The 21,759-nt window shown below is 70.6% G+C and carries 18 protein-coding genes; 5 read left to right on the forward strand and 13 right to left on the reverse strand.

Going from position 1 to position 21,759, the window contains the following annotated elements; all coding sequences use genetic code 11:
• Positions 1 to 13: 13 nt before the first annotated feature.
• Positions 14 to 340 carry a hypothetical protein gene (locus E5N76_RS12480; RefSeq protein ID WP_149537623.1) on the forward strand — a complete coding sequence of 109 codons (327 nt, stop codon included), beginning with the start codon at positions 14 to 16 and terminating at the stop codon, positions 338 to 340.
• A 59-nt stretch (positions 341 to 399) separates the two neighbouring features.
• Positions 400 to 681, forward strand: a complete 282-nt coding sequence (locus E5N76_RS12485; RefSeq protein WP_149537624.1) for a hypothetical protein — start codon at positions 400 to 402, stop codon at positions 679 to 681.
• 100 nt (positions 682 to 781) lie between these two features.
• On the opposite strand, the gene E5N76_RS12490 is transcribed toward E5N76_RS12485, so the two are convergent.
• The 12 genes from E5N76_RS12490 to E5N76_RS12545 all read right to left on the reverse strand — a co-directional run bounded on the left by E5N76_RS12490 (position 782) and on the right by E5N76_RS12545 (position 14,973).
• A complete protein-coding gene (locus E5N76_RS12490; RefSeq protein WP_149537625.1) occupies positions 782 to 1,906 on the reverse strand; it encodes an LLM class flavin-dependent oxidoreductase in 1,125 nt (374 codons plus the stop codon).
• Between the two features lie 27 nt (positions 1,907 to 1,933).
• Entirely contained in the window at positions 1,934 to 2,332 is a 399-nt protein-coding gene (vapC, locus tag E5N76_RS12495; protein WP_149537626.1) for a type II toxin-antitoxin system VapC family toxin, read from the reverse strand.
• Positions 2,329 to 2,550 carry a type II toxin-antitoxin system VapB family antitoxin gene (locus E5N76_RS12500; protein WP_149537627.1) on the reverse strand — a complete coding sequence of 74 codons (222 nt, stop codon included), beginning with the start codon at positions 2,548 to 2,550 and terminating at the stop codon, positions 2,329 to 2,331. The genes vapC and E5N76_RS12500 overlap by 4 nt, the downstream gene beginning before the upstream one ends.
• A gap of 66 nt (positions 2,551 to 2,616) precedes the next feature.
• Positions 2,617 to 3,888: a DUF445 domain-containing protein gene (locus tag E5N76_RS12505; RefSeq protein ID WP_235907684.1), complete on the reverse strand. Its 1,272-nt coding sequence runs from the start codon at positions 3,886 to 3,888 to the stop codon at positions 2,617 to 2,619.
• A gap of 420 nt (positions 3,889 to 4,308) precedes the next feature.
• Positions 4,309 to 4,842 carry an inorganic diphosphatase gene (gene ppa, locus E5N76_RS12510; protein WP_149537629.1) on the reverse strand — a complete coding sequence of 178 codons (534 nt, stop codon included), beginning with the start codon at positions 4,840 to 4,842 and terminating at the stop codon, positions 4,309 to 4,311.
• A 97-nt stretch (positions 4,843 to 4,939) separates the two neighbouring features.
• Complete coding sequence (locus tag E5N76_RS12515) at positions 4,940 to 6,346, reverse strand: HlyD family type I secretion periplasmic adaptor subunit (RefSeq protein ID WP_187830133.1); 1,407 nt, start codon at positions 6,344 to 6,346, stop codon at positions 4,940 to 4,942.
• On the reverse strand, positions 6,330 to 8,060 hold the full coding sequence (locus E5N76_RS12520) for an ATP-binding cassette domain-containing protein (RefSeq protein ID WP_149537631.1): 1,731 nt from the start codon (positions 8,058 to 8,060) through the stop codon (positions 6,330 to 6,332). The genes E5N76_RS12515 and E5N76_RS12520 overlap by 17 nt, the downstream gene beginning before the upstream one ends.
• A complete protein-coding gene (locus E5N76_RS12525; protein ID WP_149537632.1) occupies positions 8,057 to 9,796 on the reverse strand; it encodes an ATP-binding cassette domain-containing protein in 1,740 nt (579 codons plus the stop codon). Before E5N76_RS12525 ends, E5N76_RS12520 begins: the two co-directional genes overlap by 4 nt.
• 5 nt (positions 9,797 to 9,801) lie before the next feature.
• Complete coding sequence (locus E5N76_RS12530) at positions 9,802 to 10,488, reverse strand: hypothetical protein (RefSeq protein ID WP_149537633.1); 687 nt, start codon at positions 10,486 to 10,488, stop codon at positions 9,802 to 9,804.
• Positions 10,489 to 10,727: 239 nt separating this feature from the next.
• Entirely contained in the window at positions 10,728 to 11,972 is a 1,245-nt protein-coding gene (locus tag E5N76_RS12535; RefSeq protein ID WP_149537634.1) for a glycosyltransferase family 4 protein, read from the reverse strand.
• A gap of 3 nt (positions 11,973 to 11,975) precedes the next feature.
• The gene (locus tag E5N76_RS12540; RefSeq protein WP_149537635.1) at positions 11,976 to 14,213 is read right to left on the reverse strand and encodes a glycosyltransferase; all 2,238 of its coding nucleotides are present in this window, start codon (positions 14,211 to 14,213) and stop codon (positions 11,976 to 11,978) included.
• A gap of 40 nt (positions 14,214 to 14,253) precedes the next feature.
• The gene (locus tag E5N76_RS12545) at positions 14,254 to 14,973 is read right to left on the reverse strand and encodes a calcium-binding protein (protein WP_149537636.1); all 720 of its coding nucleotides are present in this window, start codon (positions 14,971 to 14,973) and stop codon (positions 14,254 to 14,256) included.
• A 417-nt stretch (positions 14,974 to 15,390) separates the two neighbouring features.
• Between E5N76_RS12545 and E5N76_RS12550 the strand changes: the two genes are divergently transcribed.
• The 3 genes from E5N76_RS12550 to E5N76_RS12560 all read left to right on the forward strand — a co-directional run bounded on the left by E5N76_RS12550 (position 15,391) and on the right by E5N76_RS12560 (position 21,264).
• Positions 15,391 to 19,023 (forward strand): beta strand repeat-containing protein, encoded by a 3,633-nt coding sequence (locus tag E5N76_RS12550; protein ID WP_149537637.1) that lies wholly within the window; start codon positions 15,391 to 15,393, stop codon positions 19,021 to 19,023.
• Between the two features lie 178 nt (positions 19,024 to 19,201).
• Positions 19,202 to 20,824, forward strand: coding sequence for a flavin-containing monooxygenase (locus E5N76_RS12555; protein ID WP_149537638.1), 1,623 nt, complete (start codon positions 19,202 to 19,204; stop codon positions 20,822 to 20,824).
• Positions 20,821 to 21,264: a PaaI family thioesterase gene (locus tag E5N76_RS12560; RefSeq protein ID WP_207791960.1), complete on the forward strand. Its 444-nt coding sequence runs from the start codon at positions 20,821 to 20,823 to the stop codon at positions 21,262 to 21,264. Before E5N76_RS12555 ends, E5N76_RS12560 begins: the two co-directional genes overlap by 4 nt.
• A 187-nt stretch (positions 21,265 to 21,451) precedes the next feature.
• Here the strand turns inward: E5N76_RS12560 and E5N76_RS12565 are convergent, their stop codons facing one another.
• Positions 21,452 to 21,724 carry a hypothetical protein gene (locus tag E5N76_RS12565; protein WP_149537640.1) on the reverse strand — a complete coding sequence of 91 codons (273 nt, stop codon included), beginning with the start codon at positions 21,722 to 21,724 and terminating at the stop codon, positions 21,452 to 21,454.
• Between the last annotated feature and the right edge of the window lie 35 nt (positions 21,725 to 21,759).

Consider the following 21,759-nt stretch of genomic DNA (forward strand, 5'->3'; position numbering starts at 1 on the left):
CAACATCCCCGGCATGGACAATTTCCGGCAGCCCGGGCCGCACAGCCGGGATCACCATCCCCCGGTGCTCGACATGACGCCGGAAGGCGAGTTCCGCGACAGCCAGCCGCCGGCCGGTGCGGGCGGGTGGCTGGACCGCGCCCTGGCTCGGCTGGGCGGGGCAGCGCTGCTGGTCTCGCTGGTGACGGGCGGGCTGGTGCTGGCGGCGCTGGCCGTGCTGTTCGTCGGGCTGCTGCTGCCGGTCGCGATCATCGGCGGGCTGGTGGCTTTCGGCTCTCTCTGGTGGCGCATGCGACGTGGCGGGGGAAGGCCGGTCCGTTTCGTGGTGATGCGCCGCTGAGCGGCGAGCCTCCATTTCAAATCGATCCGCGGCGGCTCTACGAGGTCGGCACCGACGGCGTGCCGCGCACCGACCATGCTTCGCCGCCGCAATGGCTGGATGCGCGGCACCGGGCGCTGCTGGGCTGGGCGGCGCTCGGGGCCGTGGCGACAGGCGGGCTGGCGGGGTTGAGCGTCGCCTGCTTGGCGCTGGGGGCCCAGCGATGGGCAGCGGGCTTCGCCCTGGCGATGCTGGCAGCGGCGCCGCTGCTGGGCGTGGGGCCGGTGCTGGATTGGTGGCGGCATCGGCGGCCCTACCGGCAGCGCCACCGGCAGAGGCCGGGGGATTTCGGTGGGGCGTAGGGGCTATGGCAGTGCCGCCGCCCCTTCCCGGCGGAGGGCTCCGCCCTCTGCCATCAGCCCCCCGGACCCCTGACCCGAGTCGGCAGGTTGAACCGCAGACTCACACCGGGGTCCGGGGAGGGGTCCCCTCCCCGGCGGGGTCCAGGGGCGGCGCCCCTGGCGGGGGCTTGGGGGCAGAGCCCCCTGGCGGGGGCATGAGGTCGGAGCCCCCATCCATCCCGAACACCTCCGCCAGCAGCCGGTAGCTGCGCTGCCGCGCCGCCGGATCGTGGCAGGGGCTCAGCACCGCGATTTCCGCCGCGCCATGGGCGGCCGCCATGGCGTCCAGCTTCGCCTTCACCTGTTCCGGCGCGCCGACCACCGCCTTCGCCCGCAGCCGCTCCAGGTATTCCCGCTCATGCGGCCGGAAGGGGTAGGCCTCGGCCTCCTCCACGCTCGGCAGCGGCGGGAAGCGTCCCGTGTCGCGGAACAGCCGCCACAGCTCGCGGGATTTGTACAGCCGCCAGGCCGCTTCCTCCGTATCCGCGGTCAGGGCGAAGACGCCCAGCGCGGCATGCGGCGCCGCCAGCCTTCCGGGCTTGCCGGGATGCGGCTGGAAATGCTCGCGGTAGAGCTGCATCACCTGCTCGCTGCCCTGGTCCGAAATGAAATGCGCAAAGCAGTAGGGCAGGCCGAAATAGGCGGCGAGCTGGGCCCCGTAATCCGAGGAGCCGAGGATCCAGACCTCCGGCCGGGTCGGAATCTGCGGGTTGGCGGCGACCTGGCGGAAGGGGTGGCCCTCCGGCAGCCCGTCGCCCAGCCAGCCGAGCAGGTCCATGACCTGGTTGGGGAAGGCCTCGGCGGCCTCATTGGCCCTGGGATTCAGGGCGAAGGCGGTGCGGCCGTCGCTGCCCGGGGCGCGGCCGAGGCCGAGATCGATCCGCCCGGGGGCGATCGCCTCCGCCAGCCTGAACTGCTCCGCGACCTTCAGCGCCGAGTAATGCGGCAGCATCACCCCCGCAGTGCCCACCCTGATGCGCTGCGTGGTGGCGGCGATGGCCGCGACCAGCATCTCCGGCGCGCTGCCGGCATGGGAGTGGCTGTTGTGGTGCTCCGCCAGCCAGTAGCGGGCATAGCCCCATTGGTCGGCCAGCTTCGCCAGGGCCAGGGTCTCGCGGATCGCCTCGTCGGCGCCGCGGCCAGAGGCGATGGTCGATTGGTCCAGGATGGCGAGGCAGAGGCTCATGGGGAAAGTCTGGCCCCGGGCGCCAGGCTAGGGAAGAGGATGCAGCGCCAGGCCGAGCGGCCCGGCCATGCGGGCGAAATCCCGGTCCTGCTGCAGCAGCGGCACGGCATGGGCGATGCACCAGCCGGCGATGATGAGATCCGGCGTGTTGCGCGGGGTGATGCCGAGGCCGCGCAGCCGCCGGTACAGCGACGCGGCCCGCACCGCCTGGGCTTCGCCCAGCATCGGCGCCAGGGCGAAGCTGCGCAGCCAGGCCTCGACGGTCTGTGCTTTGGCCTCGGAGGAGGCGCCCCGCAGCACCTCGAGCAGGACGATGTCGCCGATGACCAGCGGCTCGGTGCCGGCCAGGCGGCGGAAAGCGGCAGTGGCGGGGGTTTCCTCCCGCTTCAGCACGCCGATCAGGACGGAGCTGTCGACGGCGATCAGCGGAGCGGCGCCTGGTCCTCATGGAGCCCGGCGGCGGGGCGGGGCTCCAGGCCCCAGGCCGGGTCGGCGCCCCACAAGGCCTCCGCCGCTTCCCGCTGCCGGGCCAGGCGGACCAGCAGGCGCAAGCCTTCCTCCACCGCGGCCTTCTTGGTGGAATGGCCGCCGCGGCGCATGGCCTCGGCGATCAGGCCGTCATCGATTTCGATGTTGGTGCGCATGGGCGAATGTGTACAGCTTGCGAGTGGAATACACAAGAAGAATCTGCGGTGCCGGAACGACCTCCCTCAGAACGCCACCCGGCCGAACACCGCCTGCAGCAGCGCATAGAGCGCGCCGCCCACAAGGAACCCCACCAGCGTCCCGTTCATCCGCACATATTGCAGGTCGCGCCCGACCCGCAGCTCGATCTTCTCCGTCACCTGCGCCGTGTCCCAGCCCGCCACCACCTGGGCGATGAAGCCGGCAAGCTGCGCCCTTGCTGCCGGCAGCAGCCGCGCCACCACGCTCTCCGCCGCCCGGTTCAGCCGGGCGCGCGCGGCCGCGTCCTCCGCCAGCAGCGTACCGGCATTGGCGAAGGCGCCTTCCAGCAGCGCCACCACCCGGCCATCCGGCCGGGCCGCATCGGCCTCCAGCGCCGCGCGCAGCCGGGCCCAGACATCGCCCAGCCAGGCCGCGACGCTCGGATGCGCCACCGCCTGGCGCATCGCCTTGCCGACCGCCGCCATCCGCTCCGGGTCGCTCTCCAGCTTCTCGATCTCGGCGGTCAGCCAGGCCTCGAAGGCCAGGCGGAGGTCGCTGTCCGCCGCCTCCATCCGCGTCAGCTCGGCGGTGACGGCGGCGAGCGCCCGGCGCGCCACCGTGGCGCCCAGCGCCCAGCCGACCAGGCGGCCGCCTTCCTCCCGCACCTTGGTCTCGATGGCGGTGCGAAGCTGGTCCTCCTTCTCCACCAGCAGAAGGCGGAGTTGGCCGATGGCGAGGTCGAACACCTCCTGGTGCCGCCCGCCGGCGAGCAGGGCGCGCAGGGCCCCGGCAAGCACCCGGGCGCCGCCGGCACCCCCCGCCAGCCGCGGCAGCAGCCGGCCGAGCAGCCGCCGGGCGCGGCCATCCTCCAGACTGGCCAGCAGGCGGGGCAGGGTGGCGGCCATGGCCTCGGCGGCGGGGCGGGCGGCGGCGGGGTCGGCCATGAAGCTGCGCAATATGCCGGCCAGGTCCAGCCTGCCGATCACCCTCGCCACCTCCGCCTCGGTGAAGACGTGGTTGGCGACGAAGCGGCCGAGACCCTGGCCCAGCCTCTCCTTCTGCCGCGGGATGATGGCGGTGTGCGGGATGGGCAGGCCGAGCGGCCGGCGGAACAGTGCCGTGACGGCGAACCAGTCGGCAAGGCCGCCCACCAGCCCGGCCTTGGCCGCGGCCTGCAGCAATTCGGTGGCATAGCCGGGGGGCAGGGCATAGCCGGCCAGCAAGAGGGCGGCCATCAGCGCCAGCAGCGAACTGGCGATGGCGCGGTGGCGGGCAAGGGCCACGCGCAGCGCGGCATCGGGGTCGGCGGCAGGCATCGGCCCCATAGCTAGGCGAGCCGGCGGCGGCTGGGGAGGGGCGGCGGGCTTGCGCCAGGTAAAGATCGGCGGGGCGCTGCCCGCTGGACGCCCGGCATCCGCCCGCCGCCGGAGGATGGATCCGGCGCCGCGGACCCTGGTCTGAGAGCCTGTCTCAAAAGGGTCTGCGGCGTGTCTCGGGCGGTCTTTCCGCCCCTCGGGTCATGCGCCGGCGCGCTGTTCGCATGACCTCCCCGGCCTCGCCGATGCCACCGGCATCGGCTGGCGCCGCCGCGGCAGCGCCGCGCCGCTCGCCGATCCGCCGCCGGGACCCTTTCGAGGCAGGCTCCGAGTCTGCGGCCCGGGATTCAACCAGCGAATTCATGGCAGGAATCCGGGGGGAAGCCTTCCCCAGGCGGGGGCGCCGCCCCCCGTCCCCCCTCACGCCGCCGCGCTGGCCCGCGCGATCGCCTCGACGATCAGCTTGCGCGCCTCCGCCGCATCGCCCCAGCCGAGCAACTTCACCCATTTGCCGGGCTCGAGATCCTTGTAGTGCTCGAAGAAATGCTGGATCTGGTCGAGGGTGATCTGCGGCAGGTCGCTGTAGTTGTGAACCTTCTCGTAGCGCTTCGTCAGCTTCGGCGTCGGCACGGCAATGATCTTCTCATCCCCGCCGCCATCATCCTCCATCCGCAGCACGCCGATCGGACGGACATTGATGACCGCACCGGGCACGATCGGCCGGGTATTCGCCACCAGCACGTCGATCGGGTCGCCGTCATCGCTCAGCGTATGCGGAACGAAGCCGTAATTCCCCGGGTAGCGCATCGGCGTGTAGAGGAAGCGGTCCACGAAGAGCGTGCCCGCCGCCTTGTCCATTTCGTATTTGATGGGCTCGCCGCCGATCGCGACCTCGATGACGACGTTGACGTCCTCGGGGGGGTTCTTGCCGATCGGAATCGCGTCGATGCGCATGCGGCTCGTGCTCCATGGGGTATTGTGCGGCGCAGCATGTGCCGCAGCGCCGGCGCCAAGGCAATGGGGCCTCCACCCGGCCCTCTCGCCATGCTGCTCAGTCGCGCAGGGCGCGCCGGGCGGAATTCCGGATCGGGGCCCAGAGATAGGAAAGCGGGGTGCGCCGCTCGCCCAGGATATAGACCTCGGTCGGCATGCCGGCATTGACCCGCAGGTCGGGGAAGTGGTCGAGCATCGCCTGGTCCAGCTCGGCCCGCACGCTGAAGAAGCTGGTGCCCTGCGGATTCTGCTGCGCATCCGCCCCCACGGTGATCACCTGGCCGGGAATCACCGGCAATTCGCGCATGCGGTAGGAGGTGAGGCGGACATTCACCCGCTGGCCGACCGCCACCTGCTCGATATCCGTCGGCGCCACCTGGGCTTCCACGATGAAACGGTCGCGCACCGGGACCAGGTCGAGGATGGGCTGCCCGGCGGCGATGCTGGCGCCCGGGGTGAAGGCCTGGATATTCGTGACCTTGCCGGCTTCCGGGGAGAGCACCTCGCGCCGGTTCAGCACGTCCTGCGCCGCGCGTAGCTGGGCGAGGGCGGTGGCGGTGCTGGCCTCCGTCGTCTGCAGATCCGTCGCGATGTCGGATAGCCGGGTAAGGTGCAGGGTCGCGAGCTGGCGCTCGGCCTGCGCCACCTGCTCGCGGAGCTGGCCCTCCTGCGCCAGGGCGGTCTGGATGGCGGAGGCGAAGGTCGCCTCGGTGCGCTGCAGTTCCAGCACGGTGAAGCGGGAGGCGAAGCCCTGCTGCAGCAGGCGGGAGAGGCCGGCGATCTGCTCCCGGGTCGAGCGCACCTGCAGCTCCGCCGCCTCGCGCTGGCCGCGCACGCCGGCGATCTGCTCCCGCACCTGGCTGATGGCGCGTTCCTGCACCGAGGCCTGGCCGTCATAGGTGTTCCAGCGAGCGGCGAAGAGCGCCTTCTCCGCCTCCAGCAGGGTGAGCACGGCGGGGAAGTCCACCGCGGCGCGCTGGACGTCGGGCGGGAAGGTGAAGCTGCGCTCCTCCGCCTGTTCCGCCCGCAGCCGGGCGATGCGGGCGCGGCCGCCCCAGTACTGGCTGCGCGCCTGGTCGGCCGTCGACTCGGCCTGGGTGACGTCGAGCTGCAGCAGCGGCTGGCCTTCCTCCACCACCGAGCCTTCCTGGACCAGCATGGTCCGCAGGATGCCGGGCTCCAGCAGGTTCACCGTCTTCCGCCTTCCCTCGGGGATGAGCTGGCCGGTGGCGATGACCGATTTCTCCATCCGCGTCATGGTCGCCCAGCCGAAGAAGGGCACCAGGGTCAGGCCGAGGGTCAGCAGCGCCATGCGGGCCACGCGCCCGACCGGCGGCGACTGCACCCGCGCCTCCAGCAGCTTTTCCACCGGGATAGGGGGAGGCAGGGCGGTGGGGCCGTTGCTTTCCGTCGCCGGGATCAGGGCGCGGCTCTGCTCCAGCCGCTGGTCAATCAACTCGCGCAAGGCTGGCCCCCATGATGTCGGCATCCTGCTCCGCAGGGCGTAGCTGCCATTCGCCGTTCTTCGCCAGCAGCAGGCGGAGATCGGTCAGGTCGTTCCAGGTGCGCGGCTCATGCGTCACCAGCAGCACCACGGCGCCGCGGGCTTTGGCCTCCTCCACCGCGCGCCGCATCAGGCCGCGGGTCTGGCCATCCATGCCCACCTCCGGCTCGTCCAGCACCAGCAGCCGGGGCTGGCGGTAGAGGGCGCGGGCCAGGCCGATCAGCCGGCGCTGGCCGGCGGAAAGCCCCGATGTGGCGCCGGACGGCGTCTGGTAGCCGAGCGGCAGCCGGCCGATCATCTCATGCGCCCCGGCGGCGCGGGCGGCGGCCACCACATCGGCCGCCACCGCCTCCGGTCCACGGCCGATATTGCGGAAGATATCGCCTTCCAGGAGCTGCACATCCTGCGGCAGATAGCCGATCCGGGGGCCGAAGGCGGCACGGTCGCAATGCCAGGTGTCCTGCCCGTCCAGCAGCACCCGGCCGGAGGTGGGCGGCATCAGCCCGAGCACCAGGCGGAGCAGGGTGGATTTGCCGACGCCGTTCGGCCCCTGCACCGTCATCATCGTGCCCGGCGCGACGCGCAGCCCGATGCCCTGCAGGATCGGCCGCTTGCGGCCTTCCGGCCAGAAGCCGAGCTCCTCGATAAGCAGGCCGGTCGCCGCCTCGGGCTCCGGCGGGCGTACCGGCGGCTCGCCGTCCCGCCGCATGGTCCGGCGCAGCCGCTGCCAGGCCTGCATGGCATGGCCCCAGCTCGACCAATTCTGGAACAGGGTGGAGAAGGGATGGGTGGCGGCGCCCATGGTGAAGGTGATGGCCAGCAGGAGCCCGGCCGTCGCGCCATTCTCGATGACCTGCCAGATGCCGTAGAGGAAGGCGGTCATCAGCACGAGCTGCGAGATGAAATGGTCCAGCTCATGCATGGTGTCGGAGCGGTGCTGGCTGGCATCCTCGGCATCCAGCGCAGCGGTGTATTTCGCCTGCCAGCGGAGCAGCGTGGCCGGCAGCAGCCCGAGGCCGCGCACGGTGTCCGGATGCAGGAACTGGCTGCCCAGCTCCGCCTGGGCGGCATCCAGCCGGTCGCGGCTGCGCCGCATCAGCCGGCGCGTGGTCAGCACCAACAGGGCGCCCATCGAGGCCGAGAGCGCGATGCCGACAAGCCCGATCACCCCCAGCCAGAAATCCAGGTAGAACATCAGCGCGACGGCGCCGACCGCACCGGTCAGGTCGAGCAGCGCGGCCGGGGTGCGGCCGGAGAAGAAGCGCTGCACCGTCGAGATGTCGCGCAGGATGGGCAGGGCGGAGCCGGCATCGGTGCGGACCGCGTTGCGCACCGCCGCCTGCATCGCCTCGAGCTTGAGGCGGAGGCCGAAGCGTTCGGCCGCGGCGGTCAGCATGATGGTGCGGAAATGGCCGGCCACGCTGCTGATCACGACCATCCCGACGAAGATCAGGCTGAGCGCGGCCAGTGTGTCCATGTTCCGGCTCTCGATCACCCCATCCATCATGTGCTTCATGTAGAGGATGCCGGCGATGAAGCCGAGTTGCTGCGCCAGGGTGAGGAGCAGCAGCACGAAAAGGGTGAAGGCCGTGACGCCAAACTGGCTGGGCCGGAGCGGCGCGGTGCGGTCGGGGCCGATGGCCGGCGCCCTGGCGGGCAGGGTGGTTACGCTCATGCCGCTTCCTCCCGCGCCGGCCTGGCGCGGCGCCGTGCCTCGGGCCGGCCGCGGCCGGGCAGCCGCGCCTGGTCCTCGCCGGCCGGCACCAGCGTGCCGTTGCGCAGCGTCAGCACCCGGTCGGCGACGGCGAGCAGGCTCGGCCGGTGGGTGGTGAAGATGACGGAGGTCCGCTCCTCCCGCAGCGCCTGCAGCAGGGTGGCGACGCTCGCCTCGCCCTCGGCGTCCAGCGACCCGGCGAGCTCGTCGAGGATCAGCAGCTTCGGCCGGCCGTAGAGGGCGCGGGCGAGGGCGATGCGCTGGCGCTGGCCCATGGAAAGCTGGTGGCTCTGCAGCAGCGGGGTGGCGTAGCCATTGGGCAGGGCGATGATCGCCTCATGCGCCTGGGCCCGCTTGGCGGCGTCCAGCACCAGCCCGGGCTGCGGCGTTTCCAGCCGGGCGATCACCTCCTCCACCGTGCCGCGGGAGAGCAGGCTGTCCTGCGGCAGGTAGCCGACATGCCGGGCGAGGTCGCGGCGGTCCCATTGGTGGGTCGCATGGCCGTCCAGATAGACGCCGCCGATGCTCGGCCGCATCACCCCCATCAGCAGCCGCAGCAGGGTGGATTTGCCGCTGCCCGAGGTGCCGACGATGGCGACGATCTCGCCAGGCTCCACCACCAGGTCGATATTGCGCAGGATGGGCGGGTTGGGGCCGCGGAAGGCGAAGGACATGTGCTCCACCACCAGCCTGCCCTCCGGGCAGGGATAGGCGAGCCCCTCCGCCGGCGCCCCGCTTTCGTCCACCAGCTTGCGCAGGCGGCGCCAGGCTGCTTCGGCCTCGGCGATGGTCCTGGCATGGGCACCGATGCCGACATAGGGGGAGACCACCATCGCGACCAGCAGGATGCTGCCGGCGATCACGGAATGGATGTTGATGCCAGCGATGCTGAAGAAGGCGAACATGCCGATGCTGGCGCCGCGGAAGGTGCCCATCAGGATCTCGAGCGCGGTACGCAGCCTTTCCGCCCGGCGTTCCGCCAGCCAGGCCTCGCCGCCGCCGGCGGTGCTGAGCGTCACCCATTCCCGGGCGAGGCCAGGCAGCATGCCCATGGCGAGCACCGCCTCGCCGCTGCGCATCGCATCCGCGGCATGGCCATAGGCCCGGGCATTGGCCTGGCCGGAGAGCATGGCGGCCCGCTCATTCGCCCGGGCCAGCAGCAGGCTGAGGATGGTGGCGAGGAGGCAGTAGAGCAGGGCCATGATGCCCAGGGCGATATGGATATAGGCGGCCAGCACGAGCAGGACGGGGCTGATGAGGAAGTTCAGCGCCGAGCTGGTCGCCGAGCCGGCCAAGGCGCCACGGAGCTGCTCGATATCGTTGAGCACCTCGGCGGAGAGGGTTTCCGGCCGCCCGGCGCGCTGGGCGGCCGCCAGCGCCGCCGGCACCGCCAGACGCTCCGCCGCGTAGCGCGCCATGCTGCCGATGGAATAATGCTTCAGCGCCTTCACCGCCGCCAGCGTCGCCAGCCCCAGCAGCCAGAAGATGGTGGCGGACACCACCGTCTCGACGCTCAGGGTCCGCGGGATCTCGCCAATCAGCCGCATCTTGTTCATGAGCAGGGCGTAGCCCAGCAGCAATGCCAGCAGACTCAGGATGATGACCAGGATCATCCAGCCGCTGGCAGCCCGCAGCACTTGCTCGATCGCCTGCCGCAGCAGGGCTTCCGGGGCTTGCGCTCGATTACTGCCGGACATCGGCCTCAGCTCCAGTAGCCGGCGGCAGCCGCGGCCAGGCCGGCGCTGACGGCGCTGGCCAGCAGGGCGATCAGCACCGCCTGCCAGGGGTCGAGATGCCCGCCCTCCGCCGCCTTCGCCGGGGCGGCATGGTCGGCCAGCCGCATATCCAGCCGGGCGAGCCACATTTCCAGCTCGTCCAGCCGCTTGTGCAGGCTGGCATTGTCGCGCGCGATGGCGGCTACCGCCTCGGCCTCCGGCAGGGTCTCCGCCCGGGCGCGCAGCGCGGCATGCTCCGCCCGGATCTGCTTCTGCTCCGCCGTCATGGCCTCGACGGCGCGCTGGAGCTGGGTGGCGACCTGGGCATCGTCCGGCCGGCGCAGCCGGATCATCACCGGGTAGGATTTGCCGTCAGCGCCGAGCCCGGTGAGGCTGAGCTCCCCGCGGCGGTCGAACCATTCCCCGGTCAGGGCGAATTCGAAGGCGTGGCAGCCATCGCCGATGCCGTTGGCGGCGAGGTCCGGGCGGGCGAAATCGGCGACGGCGGTCGCCACCACCTCCCCGGCCAGGCGCAGCTCGACCGGCACGCGGTAGCCGGGATAGGCGGCGTCCCAGGCCCAGCCATAGAGCCGGTCGGGGGTGGCGTTGTCCACCATGCCACGCACATCCGACGCGACCTGGGCAGCCTGTCCCGCCGCGCTCCCTTCCGGCATCTGGCTGACCTCCCGCCTCGCATTACGCGCATTCACCATGGCCATCAGAAAGTCCCTCGAAACCGGGCATGAAAAGTGAACGGACCGGCTTGCCGCATTCGTCCTCGCCTCGACTGTCTTCGGACACAGGGCCTTTTGCTCAACAGGGCCTTTTGCTCAGCGGTGACCTGGCCGCGGTGCAACCTCCGCGGCGCTTCTGCGCGGCCTGGCCGGGTTCGGCCGCCCGCCGCGGGGGCATACTAAGCCGGGACGGCCTCCAACACAGATTGATAGAGGGAAAGGTGCCGCTTCGCCACTTCAGCGATGGTCGGTGGCGGTTCGATACGAGCCACCAGCCTTTCCCACAATCCATCCGTTTCGACGGCATATTTCAGGATGCGGGCGAGGCCCGCGGCGTCGTTCACCGGCGCATGCAGCCCGTCCACGCCATCCCGCACCATCTCCGCCATGCCGCCGATCTCGCCGCAGATCACCGGCCGGCGATGCAGGAAGGCTTCCTGGATGACCAGGGGCGCGTTCTCCCACCAGATGGAGGGTACCACCACCCAATCGACCTGCGCCATCAGCCCAGGCAATTGCCCGGCCTGGTAGGGCCCGCCCCATTGGGCGGCAGGGGTGGCGGCGAGGTCGGCCTTCAGCGTCTCCATGAAGGATTCGGATTGGTAGGCGGCGCCGCCATGCAGGGTGAGGCGGTGCGCCACCCCCGCCGCCTGCAGCAGGCGGGAGGCGCCGAGCAGGACCAGCCCACCCTTGAAGCGGTTGAGATGGCCGAAGAAGCCGATGCGGTCGCGCCTGCCATCCGGCGCCGGGCGGTGCGGGGCGGGAGGCGCCGGCAGCAGCCCGTTCGGGATGACCTCGATCTGCCCCGCCGGCCAGCCGGCGGCGACATAGCGTTCCCGCGCGAAGGCGGAGGGGGTCAGGATGCGGTCGAAGTCGCGGAAGACGTCGCGCATCTGCAGCCCGCGCATGACGAAATCCGCCCCGGCCCGGCCGGGGAAGCAGGTCTGGCAGGCATCCAGCGAGGGGCCGTTGCACAGCCTTCCATCGGTGGTGAGGAGCTGGCCTTCCTGCGGGCAGATGGGGAAAAAGTCATGCGCGGTGAAGATCATCCGCGCCTGCGGCGCGGCCCGGCGCAGCAAATCTATGCCTTCCACCCCCCAAAGCAGCGGGTGGTGCAGATGGATCACGTCCGGCGCCAGCTCGGCGACCAGCGGCAGCAGGCTGGCCAGGCCGTAGGTATCCGGCTGGGCCAGGAAGAAGCGGTCGAAATGGCCGAGCCAGACCAGCATCTCATCCGCCGCCTCGCCGATGCCCTGCAGCATGGTGCCGGGCCGGCGCTCCCGGTGGCTGCCGGTGACGGCGGCGAGGAAGGCGCCCTCCACGCCGTGCCGGTCGCGCAGCTCGCGGAACAGGTTACGCGCCAGCACCTCGGTGCCGCCGGGCTGCAGGCCGGGATGGTTGTGGCAGAGGACCAGCAGCTTCATCGCTCAGCCCATCCCGAAGGCCGAGGCCGGGCGCGGCATGCGCGCCATCAGCGCCGCGATCGCCGAATCCCAGCGGCCGTGATGCAGCAGGCGGTTGTAATTGCCGGCCAGGGTCCGGGCATAGCCGACATGCTCGCGAATCGACTGCCGCTCGAAGTGGTAGAGCTCGCTCCCCGGCACATAGGCAATGCGCCAGCCCGCCTGGCGCAGCTTCAGGCAGAGGTCGCTATCCTCGTAATCCCCGATCACGTAGTCGAGCGTCAGCCCGCCGACGGCGCGGTAGGCCTCCGCCCGGGCGCAGAAGGCGGCGCCGGTGACGCCCGGCACTTCCCGCGATAGTTGCGCGGCCGGCCAGTATCGCGGATAGCCCTTGAAGTAGTGGTTGTTGAACCACTCGCCGCGCGGCCCGCGCTCGAAGAACAGCCCGGCATGCTGCAGCGAGCCGTCCTCGAAGAGCAGCTTCGGCCCGACCGCGCCGAGCCCCGGATCGGCCTCGAGCGCCGCCAGCAGCGGGCCGAGCCAGCCGCGGTCGGCCGGCACGACATCCGAATTGAACAGCAGCAGCACCGGCGCCCGGGCCACCTCCGCCCCGGCATTGCAGGCGGCGGCATAGCCGTAATTGACCGGCTGGATCAGCAGGGTGAGGGCACGGCCGTAAAGCCCGTGCAGGCCGCGCAGCAGGTGCTCCACCTCGTCCCGCTGCTCCGGCGAATCCAGCACATAGATCAGCTCCACCTCGGCCAGGGCAGGGTCGCGGGCGAAGGCGCCGTACTGGTGCCGGAGGAAGCGGAGATTGCGGTAGAGCGGGATGACGAAGGAGGCGGGCGGCCGGGCGGGCGCGGTGCCGATGGCGACCGAATCCGGCTGGCCGCGCCCCGCCATGATCTCGGCATGCAGCCGCGCGACGGGCGGGGCGATGCATTGCGTCAGGATCTCCGGTGTCACATGCGCCGGGGCGATGGCGCCCAGCACCTTCTCCCGCGCCGCCTGGGGGTGGAGCAGGCCCGGCGGGGCGGTGAGCTGCACGGAATCGCCGGTGGTCAGCTCCAGCCGCAGCGACCATTGCGCCACGGGGCGGCGGGCGGCGGCCGGCAGATAGGCGACGAAGCCGGGCTTGCCCTGCGCCCCGCCATGCGGCGACTCGGCATAGGTCTTCAGCAGATCCGGCCGCGGGAAGCGCTGCGCGGCGCGCAGGTCGAGGGGCTGCTCCTGATCCCCCACCAGGGTCAGGCCGGCGACCAGGCCGAGCGGGTCGCGCAGCCAGCCCCGGAGGAAAAGCCCGCCCGCCGGGTCCGGCACCGCCATGTCCAGCGAGCCGCCGAAGGGCTGGTCCGGCTCCGCGACCTGGCGGAAGGGCAGGGCGGGGGCGAGCAGCGCCTGGTCGCGCAGCATCTGCCGGAAATACGGCTCGGCGGGGGCGCGGCGGCGGATCTCCGCCTGGGCGGCACGGTGGAGGTTGCGCGATTCGGCATCGCCGCGGCGGCCGAGCTCGGCCAGCCGGGGCAGGGGGCCGCCGGCGGGGGCCAGGTGGATCGGGCCCGGCGCGTGCGGCGGCAGCAGGAAGCCATCGGCCAGATGGCGGTCCGGCAGGATGAAGCGGTCCGTGGCCAGGGCCAGGCGGCGAATCCGCTGGCGGCCGATGACGTAGTGCACGGCGGCCTCGGCGGCGGTGCCGGGCGGGGCGGCCCAGAGGATGGCATCATGGCCGCAGCGGGCCAGCGGCAGGGCCACCCGGTCCGGCGCCAGGGTCAGCTCGGCGAAGCCGTGGCAGGCGGCGGCGAAGCGTGCATCCTCGGCGGCCCGCAGCACGCCGAGCCCCTTGGCCGCGAGGAAGCGGAGGATGGCAAGGGCGAGGGCAGGGGGCGGCGCGCCGCCCAGCAACTCGCCGAGATCCTGCAGGCCGCGCAGATGCAGGATGGCGCTGCCATTCCGGGCCCGCAGACCGAGCAGCCCGCCCGGTTCGAGCCCCTTCTGGCTGCGCAGCAGCAGCAGCCGCAGCACCCCCTCCGGCGCCATGTCGAATTGATGCCAGGAGACGCTGCTTTGCAGCGGGTTGCCGTCCAGCTCGAAGCTGGGCCCCCGCAGGTCCAGCCCAGCCTCCGGCGTCGCCGCGCCGGTCCGGAAGCCGACCGCGGCAATCCCCGGCGAGAGCGGAATCAGCCCTGCAGAAACATGGACGGCGGCACCCTCGGATGCCGCCGTGTCCCTTTCGATCGCGCTCAGGGCAACCCCCGCCGTCACCAGGCTTTGGTACCAGGCATCGGTTGCCAGGGGCTTACCATTACAGATCCTGGACCTTCACCCAAGCGCTCAGATTGTTCACCAGGTCGTCGGTGCTGACGCCCGCGACGTTGACGGTGATGGTCGCGCCGGCGCCGAGGTCGATCTTCACCTGGGAGCCATCCGCCGTTACCTTGCCAGCCAGGTCGTCCAGGCTGTTGATGCCGTTCACGCCCGGCACGATGTGGACCACATCGCCGACCTGGAAGCCGGAGATGGTGTCGTCGCCGAAGCCGCTGACATCGAAGACGAAGATGTCGTTGCCGCTCTGGCCCATCATCAGATCGTCGCCGAGGCCGCCGATCAGCACGTCGTCGCCGGCGCCGGCCGCGATGGTGTCGTCGCCGTCGCCACCCATCAGGTAGTCAGCGCCGTCACCGCCGCTGATCTTGTCATCGTCGGCGCCGCCGTCGAGCGTGTCGTCGCCGCCATTGCCCTCGACGACGTCGTCGCCGGCACCACCTTCGGCGGAATCACCGCCTTCGCCGCCCTTGAAGCTGTCGTCCCCGGCGCCGCCGAGCACGATGTCATTCGCCGAGCCGCCCTGGACATAGGTGTCGCCGGCGCCCGTGGCGTCCACCGCCACGACACCGTCGGTGCCGCCGCGGTTCAGAATAACGTCCGACGACTCAATGTGATAGTAGGCGTCCTGGCCTGAGCCGATACCGCCCAGGGTCGTTTCGCTACCGTCGCCGCCAATGATCGAAGCATAATCGCCCATTGCCCGCACCCCAGCGTGAAAATGACGCGCAATGGCGCCGTAAGACCTGCCTTTTCTTTAACCAGGGGTTGCGACAGGGTCAACGCATAAGCGGATGCCTTGACAACTCATTACACCGTCCGTTGCGGCGTCAAGCCGTCCTGCCTGCAGTGAAGGCACATCCTGGCGGTGGCGAGGACTACGCTGCATCGCGACACCGTGAGAAGTGGCGCCGGAAGCGATTCAGCCGCTGGCTGATGGAGCTTGGGTGCGGTACTCGCAATACGTGTCCCTAAGCCGGCTTTAACCAGTGCAACAAAATGAGACGGGGTGTCTTCTTCACCGGCGAATATGAAGACCGTATAAACCAATTCAACCACTCTAAGGCCAGGGCAGACTTCGCCCCGGGCCCGAGTTCGTGATTCGGAGGCCGGGAAGATGCCCTTCGTAAATGGCACCAGTGCCAGCGAGACCCTGGTTGGCACGCCGGGCGACGATACCTTCCAAGGCTTCGCCGGCGACGACACGCTGGTGGCCGGCAGCGGCGGAGTTGATCTCCTGCTGGGCGGCGGCCTTGGTGGCGATGATGGTATCGACACCGTGGATTACTCAGCACTCGGCGCGGGGGTCAGCGCCGACCTCGGTGCCGGCCTCGACAGCCTGGGCAACACGCTCAGCGGCATCGAGAACGTGGTCGGCACCGACTTCGGCGACGACCTGACGGGCGATGACGTCGCCAACCTGCTGGATGGCGGGGCGGGCGACGATGTCCTCACCGGCGCCGATGGCGACGACACGCTGGTGGGCGGCACGGGCAGCAACGTGCTGGACGGCGGCGCGGATGTCGACACGGCGGATTACAGCGATCTGGCCGGGCCGATCGCCTATGACGCGGTGGCGGAGACGGTCGAGCATGGCAGCGACCTCGACGCGCTGACCGACATCGAGCGCGTGGTGGCGACCGCCGCCGCGACCGACAGCGTCAGCTATGAGGGCGCCACGGCCGGCGTCAGCGTCGATCTCAGCACGGGTCTCGACAGCCTGGGCAATGCGCTGGCCGCTTTCGAGAACGTCACCGGCTCCGATTTCGGCGACGACCTGACGGGCGACGACGTCGCCAACCTGCTGGATGGCGGGGCGGGCGACGACGTCCTCACCGGTGCCGGCGGCAATGACACGCTGGTGGGCGGCACCGGCAGCAACATCCTCGATGGCGGCGCCGGCGGCGACACCGCGGATTACGGCGGCCTGGCCGGGCCGATCGCCTATGACGCGGTGCTGGGCACGGTCGTGCACGGCAGCGACCTCGACACGCTGATCGATATCGAAGGCGTGGTAGCGACCACCGCCGCGACCGACAGCGTCAGCTACGAGAACGCCACGGCGGGCGTCAGCCTCGATCTCAGCACGGGTCTCGACAGCCTGGGCAATGCGCTGGCCGCTTTCGAGAACGTCACCGGCTCCGATTTCGGCGACGACCTGACGGGCGACGACGTCGCCAACCTGCTGGATGGCGGGGCGGGCGACGACGTCCTCACCGGTGCCGGCGGCAATGACACGCTGGTGGGCGGCACCGGCAGCAACATCCTCGATGGCGGCGCCGGCGGCGACACCGCGGATTACAGCGGCCTCACCGGGCCGGTGGTTGCCGGCCTCGATCTCGGCTTCGGCCTGCATGACGGCGATGTCGACACGCTGATCGACGTCGAGAACCTGATCGGCACCGGCGCTGACGACTATCTCGGCGGCGATGCCGGCGCCAACCTGCTGGATGGCGGCGCGGGCAATGACACGCTGGCCTCCGGCAGTGGCGGCCCGGATACGCTGATCGGCGGCGATGGCTACGACATCGCCGATTTCTCCGCCCGCAGCACTGGCCTCTCGGTGGATCTCGATGCCGGCCTTGTCAGTGATGGCGGCACCCTCTCCGGGATCGAGGGCGCGATCGGTGGCAGCGGCGGCGACAACCTCACCGCTCAGGCCACGGTCGGTGCCTGGCTGGATGGCCGGGGCGGCGACGACGTCCTGCAGGGCGGCGATGGCGATGACACGCTGATCGGCGGCGCCGGCGACGATGTCCTCGATGGCGGCCCGGGCGGCACGGACCAGGCGAATTACGCGGGCGCGGCCGGCCCCATCGATCTCGACCTCGAAGCGGGCATCGCCACCGGCGACGGCACCGACGTGCTGTCCAACATTGACCAGGTGATCGCCACCGCCTTCGACGACACGCTGCATGGCGATAGCGGCGCCAACTACCTCTACGGCGCGGCGGGCGACGATCTGCTGCTCGGCGACCTCAGCGGCGACACGCTGGAGGGCGGCACGGGGGATGATACCGTCTCCTACGCCGCGGCCGGGACGGGCGTGCTCATCAACCTCACCGTGGGGGCGGGCAGCGCCCTCGCCGGGGGCGGCGAGGACACGCTGGCCGGGATCGAGAACGCGACCGGGTCCGATTTCGACGACTACATCGTCGGCACCGCCGGCAGCAATGTGCTGGAAGGCGGCGCCGGCAGCGACTCGCTGATCGACTTCGGCGGCCAGGACACGCTGGATGGCGGCGATGGCTATGATATCGCCGATTTCCGCAGCGCCGCCACCGGCGTCACCGTCAGCCTCGATATCGGCGACGGGACCGGCAGCGAGGGCATCAGCGGCAGCACGCTGATCGATATCGAGGGCGTGGTCGGCACCGCCTTCGGCGATGCGCTGACCGGCGATGATGGCGACAACTACCTGGTCGGCCTCGCCGGCGATGACGACCTCTCCGGTGGCGCCGGTGCCGATACGCTGATGGGCGGCGAAGGCGACGACCTGATGGATGGCGGCGACGGGATCGACCTGGTCGATTACCGCGACGCCGCCGGTCCGGTGTCCATCGACCTCAGCACCGGCCTCGCGGTGGGCGAAGGCGTCGACACCCTCAGGAATATCGAGAATGTCGTTGCCACCGCCTTCGCCGATACGGTGATCGGCGACGATGCCGCCAACTACATCTACGGCAATGGCGGCGACGATCTGCTGGCCGGCGGCCTGGGCGACGATACGCTGATCGGCGCCGAGGGCATCGACACCGTCACCTACGCGCAGGCGGCCAGTGCGGTGATCGTCAACCTGCAGGCGGGCATCGCCGAGGGCGAGGGCACCGACGCGCTCGCCAGCATCGAGAACGTCATCGGCAGCGACTTCAACGACTTCATCGCAGGCGATGCCGGCGCCAACAGCCTGGAAGGCGGGCTCGGCGACGACACGTTGGTCTCGGGTGGCGGCGCCGACACGCTCGTGGGCGGCGATGGCTACGACGTGGTGAGCTTCGCCGGCCTCGGCACCGGCGTCGATGCCTCGCTGGAGCTCGGCACGGAGACGGTGACCGGCACCGGCTTCTCCGGCTTCGAGGGGCTGTTCGGCACGAACTACGCCGACATCCTCGGCGGCGACGCGCATGACAACTACATCGACGGCGGCGCCGGGAATGACGACATCCACGGCCTCGACGGCAATGACACGCTGCTGGGCGGCGCCGGCTCCGACACGCTGGATGGCGGCGACGGCATCGACCTGGCCGATTTCCGCGACCTCTCGGAAGGCATCGGCAGCACGCTGGATGATGACGGCACCGGCATCGCCGTCTCTGACAGCGCTGTGGACCAGCTGATCTCCATCGAGAACCTGGTCGGCACGCAGTTCGACGACGAGCTGACCGGCAACGTTCTCGACAACTTCTTCTACGGCTTCGGCGGGAATGACCGCCTCTCCGGCGGCGGTGGCAATGACACCCTGGCGGGCGGCGATGGCGACGATACGCTGATCGGCGGCACCGGCGACGACGTGCTGACCGGCGGGGCGGGGGCCGACCACTTCTTCTTCCATAACGGCTCCGGTACCGACTACGTCACCGACTTCGAGACCGGCATCGACAAGATCGAGCTGAACGAGAACAGCTATGAGGGCGGCCCGGATCCGATCATCTCGACCTCCGGCAGCGACCTCATCATCACCATCGGCAACGACGTGATCGTGCTGCAGAACGTCTCCAGCATCGACCCGAACGACATCGTGCTGGTCTGAGGGGTTCGGCCGGTCCCGGGCGACCCGGGGCCGGCCGCTGCCAGAATGGCGAAAAGCCGCGCCGGGCTGCCCGGCGCGGCTTTTCGCGTTCCGGGCCGGGCGGTCCCATGGGGTTGCGGGCCGGGCGCGGCTTGGCGAAGATGGGGCATGCCCCTCCGGGCCAACAGGAAATCAGGACATGTCCGAGCCCCTCGCCAGCCCTCCCAGCTTCGACGCCATCATCATCGGTGCCGGCATCGCCGGCATGTACCAGCTCTACCGGCTGCGGGAGCTGGGGCTTTCGGTGCAGGTGCTGGAGGCCGGCAGCGGCGTCGGCGGCACCTGGTACTGGAACCGCTACCCCGGCGCGCGCTTCGATTCGGAAAGCTACACCTACGGCTATTCCTTCTCCGAGGAGCTGCTGCAGGAGTGGAATTGGTCGGAGCATTTCGCGGCGCAGCCGGAGACGCTGCGCTACCTGAACCATGTGGCGGACCGCTTCGAACTGCGCCCGCATATCCGCTTCAACAGCCGCGTCACCGCCGCGCGCTATGACGAGGCGAGCCGGCGCTGGGAGGTGACGCTGCAGACGGGCGAGCGCTTCCTGGCGCGTTTCCTCATCACCGCCATCGGCCCGCTTTCCGCCGATACGCTGCCCCGCGTTCCTGGCATCCAGGATTTCCGCGGCGAGTCCTTCCACACCTCCCGCTGGCCGCGCGAGCCGGTCGACTTTGCCGGCAAGCGCGTCGCCGTCATCGGCACCGGCGCCACCGGGGTGCAGGTGATCCAGACCATCGCGCCGCTGGTCGGCCAGCTCACCGTCTTCCAGCGCACGCCGAATTGGTGCACGCCGCTGCACAACCGGAAGATCACCGAGGAGGAGCAGGCGCGCATCAAGGCCAATTACCCGGCGATGTTCGAGCTGCTGCGGCGAACGCCCGGCTGCTACATCCACGACACCGATCCGCGCAGCACCTTCGACGTGACGCCGGAGGAGCGCGAGGCCTTCTGGGAGAAGCTCTACAGCGAGCCCGGCTTCGGCATCTGGATGGCGAATTTCCGCGACGTGCTGACCGATCCCAAGGCCAATGCGCTGTTCAGCGATTTCGTCGCCCGCAAGATCCGCCAGCGGGTGAAGGACCCCGCCACGGCGGAGAAGTTGATCCCGAAGAATCACGGCTTCGGCACCCGCCGCGTGCCGCAGGAGACCTTCTATTACGAGGCCTACAATTTGCCGCATGTCCGGCTGGTGGATCTGCAGGAGGAGCCGATCGAGCGCGTCACCGAGACCGGTATCCGCACCAGCGCGGCGGAATACGAATTCGACATGATCATCTACGCCACCGGTTTCGACGCCATCACCGGCAGCTTCGACCGGATCGACATCCGCGGCGTCGGCGGCCTGCCCCTGAAGGAGAAATGGGCGGAGGGGCCGAAGACCTATCTCGGCCTGATGTCGGCGGGCTTCCCCAACATGCTGACCATCGTCGGGCCGCACAACGCCTCCACCCGCTGCAACATCCCGCGCTGCATCGAGCAGAATGTGGAGTGGATCACGGCGCTGCTGCGCAATGCGCGGGACCGCGGCATCACCCGCTTCGAGGCCACGCCGGAGGCCGAGGCCGAATGGTCCCGGCACATCGAGGAGCTGGCCGCCGGCATGCTCTACACCCAGGTGGATTCCTGGGCGACGGGCGTGAACCGCAACGTGGAGGGCAAGGATGTACGCCGCATCCTGCAATACCAGGGCGGCGCGCCGCAGTACCGTGCGAAATGCGCGGAAGTGGCCGAATCGGGCTATGCCGGCATGGTGCTGGCTTGAACCAGCGCCGCGTCGATGCCGAAGCGGCGCGCGCGGCCTTTGAGCGGGCGGTGGCCGGGGAGCAGGAGGCATTCGGGGATTTCTTCCTCGCCCGGCTGATGGGGCTGGAGATCACCTATCCGGGTGAGGCCTGCGAAGTGGCCTTCGAGGCACAGGATTTCATGTTCAACCCGCAGGGCACGCTGCATGGCGGGATGCTGGCGACGGCGCTGGACATCGCCATGGGGCATCTGCTGAACCGCCATGCCGGCGGGCCGGGCACGACGCTGGAGATGAAGATCCAGTATCTGGCGCCGCTGCGCGCGGGGCGCGTGGTGTGCCGGGGCGAGGCCATGCGGCGCGGCGGCACCTGGTTCCTGCGCGCGGAAGCGCGCGGAGCGGATGGGGGGCTGGCGGCGTTCGCCACATCCACCTGGAAGCTGCTGAAGCCGCCGAGCTGAGAGAGGCCCCTCCCGCGTTCAGCCCCGACGGCCCAACCGCAAAACTCAAGGGTTCCAAGGGCCTTTCGGCCCTTGGCGGGATGGAGTTTGAGGAAGGGCAGCGCCCTTCCTCAACCCCCGGTCGGACGCCGCCATGCTGCCCGCCCCTCCAGCCCCGGCGGCGGTGAGCGCATGAACCCGGGCGGCCTCAGCGCCGAGGCGGCAGGTCCGGGGCCGGCACCGGCGTGCCGGGCGGGGCCAATTGGCGGGAAAGGGCGTTCAGCTCCTCCAGCTCCCGCCGCTCCCGGTCACCGGGCACGGCCACGCCGGCGGCGCGCTGGCGCTCCTCCACCTCGTTGCGCGGGGCGGGGACCCGTCGCCCGCCCTGGATGGGGCCGCGCGGCGCCGTCGCTTCCGGCGCACCGCCCGGAGTCGGGGTCTGGGCCAGGCCGGGCGCCACCCAGCCGGCCGCCAGAAGCACGCATGCCCACATAGCCCGCATAACACCCTCCCAGG

Source organism: Siccirubricoccus phaeus (genome assembly GCF_008360935.1).
Taxonomy (GTDB): Bacteria; Pseudomonadota; Alphaproteobacteria; order Acetobacterales; family Acetobacteraceae; genus Siccirubricoccus; species Siccirubricoccus phaeus.

Excerpts from the sequence above, each read along its gene's own strand:
- E5N76_RS12480 (WP_149537623.1), top strand. The coding sequence starts at position 14 with ATGGACAATTTCCGGCAGCCCGGGCCGCACAGCCGGGATCACCATCCC.
- E5N76_RS12490 (WP_149537625.1), bottom strand. The coding sequence starts at position 1,906 with ATGAGCCTCTGCCTCGCCATCCTGGACCAATCGACCATCGCCTCTGGC.
- E5N76_RS12500 (WP_149537627.1), bottom strand. The coding sequence starts at position 2,550 with ATGCGCACCAACATCGAAATCGATGACGGCCTGATCGCCGAGGCCATG.
- E5N76_RS12505 (WP_235907684.1), bottom strand. The coding sequence starts at position 3,888 with ATGCCTGCCGCCGACCCCGATGCCGCGCTGCGCGTGGCCCTTGCCCGC.
- ppa (WP_149537629.1), bottom strand. The coding sequence starts at position 4,842 with ATGCGCATCGACGCGATTCCGATCGGCAAGAACCCCCCCGAGGACGTC.
- E5N76_RS12520 (WP_149537631.1), bottom strand. The coding sequence starts at position 8,060 with ATGAGCGTAACCACCCTGCCCGCCAGGGCGCCGGCCATCGGCCCCGAC.
- E5N76_RS12525 (WP_149537632.1), bottom strand. The coding sequence starts at position 9,796 with ATGTCCGGCAGTAATCGAGCGCAAGCCCCGGAAGCCCTGCTGCGGCAG.
- E5N76_RS12530 (WP_149537633.1), bottom strand. The coding sequence starts at position 10,488 with ATGCCGGAAGGGAGCGCGGCGGGACAGGCTGCCCAGGTCGCGTCGGAT.
- E5N76_RS12535 (WP_149537634.1), bottom strand. The coding sequence starts at position 11,972 with ATGAAGCTGCTGGTCCTCTGCCACAACCATCCCGGCCTGCAGCCCGGC.
- E5N76_RS12545 (WP_149537636.1), bottom strand. The coding sequence starts at position 14,973 with ATGGGCGATTATGCTTCGATCATTGGCGGCGACGGTAGCGAAACGACC.
- E5N76_RS12550 (WP_149537637.1), top strand. The coding sequence starts at position 15,391 with ATGCCCTTCGTAAATGGCACCAGTGCCAGCGAGACCCTGGTTGGCACG.
- E5N76_RS12555 (WP_149537638.1), top strand. The coding sequence starts at position 19,202 with ATGTCCGAGCCCCTCGCCAGCCCTCCCAGCTTCGACGCCATCATCATC.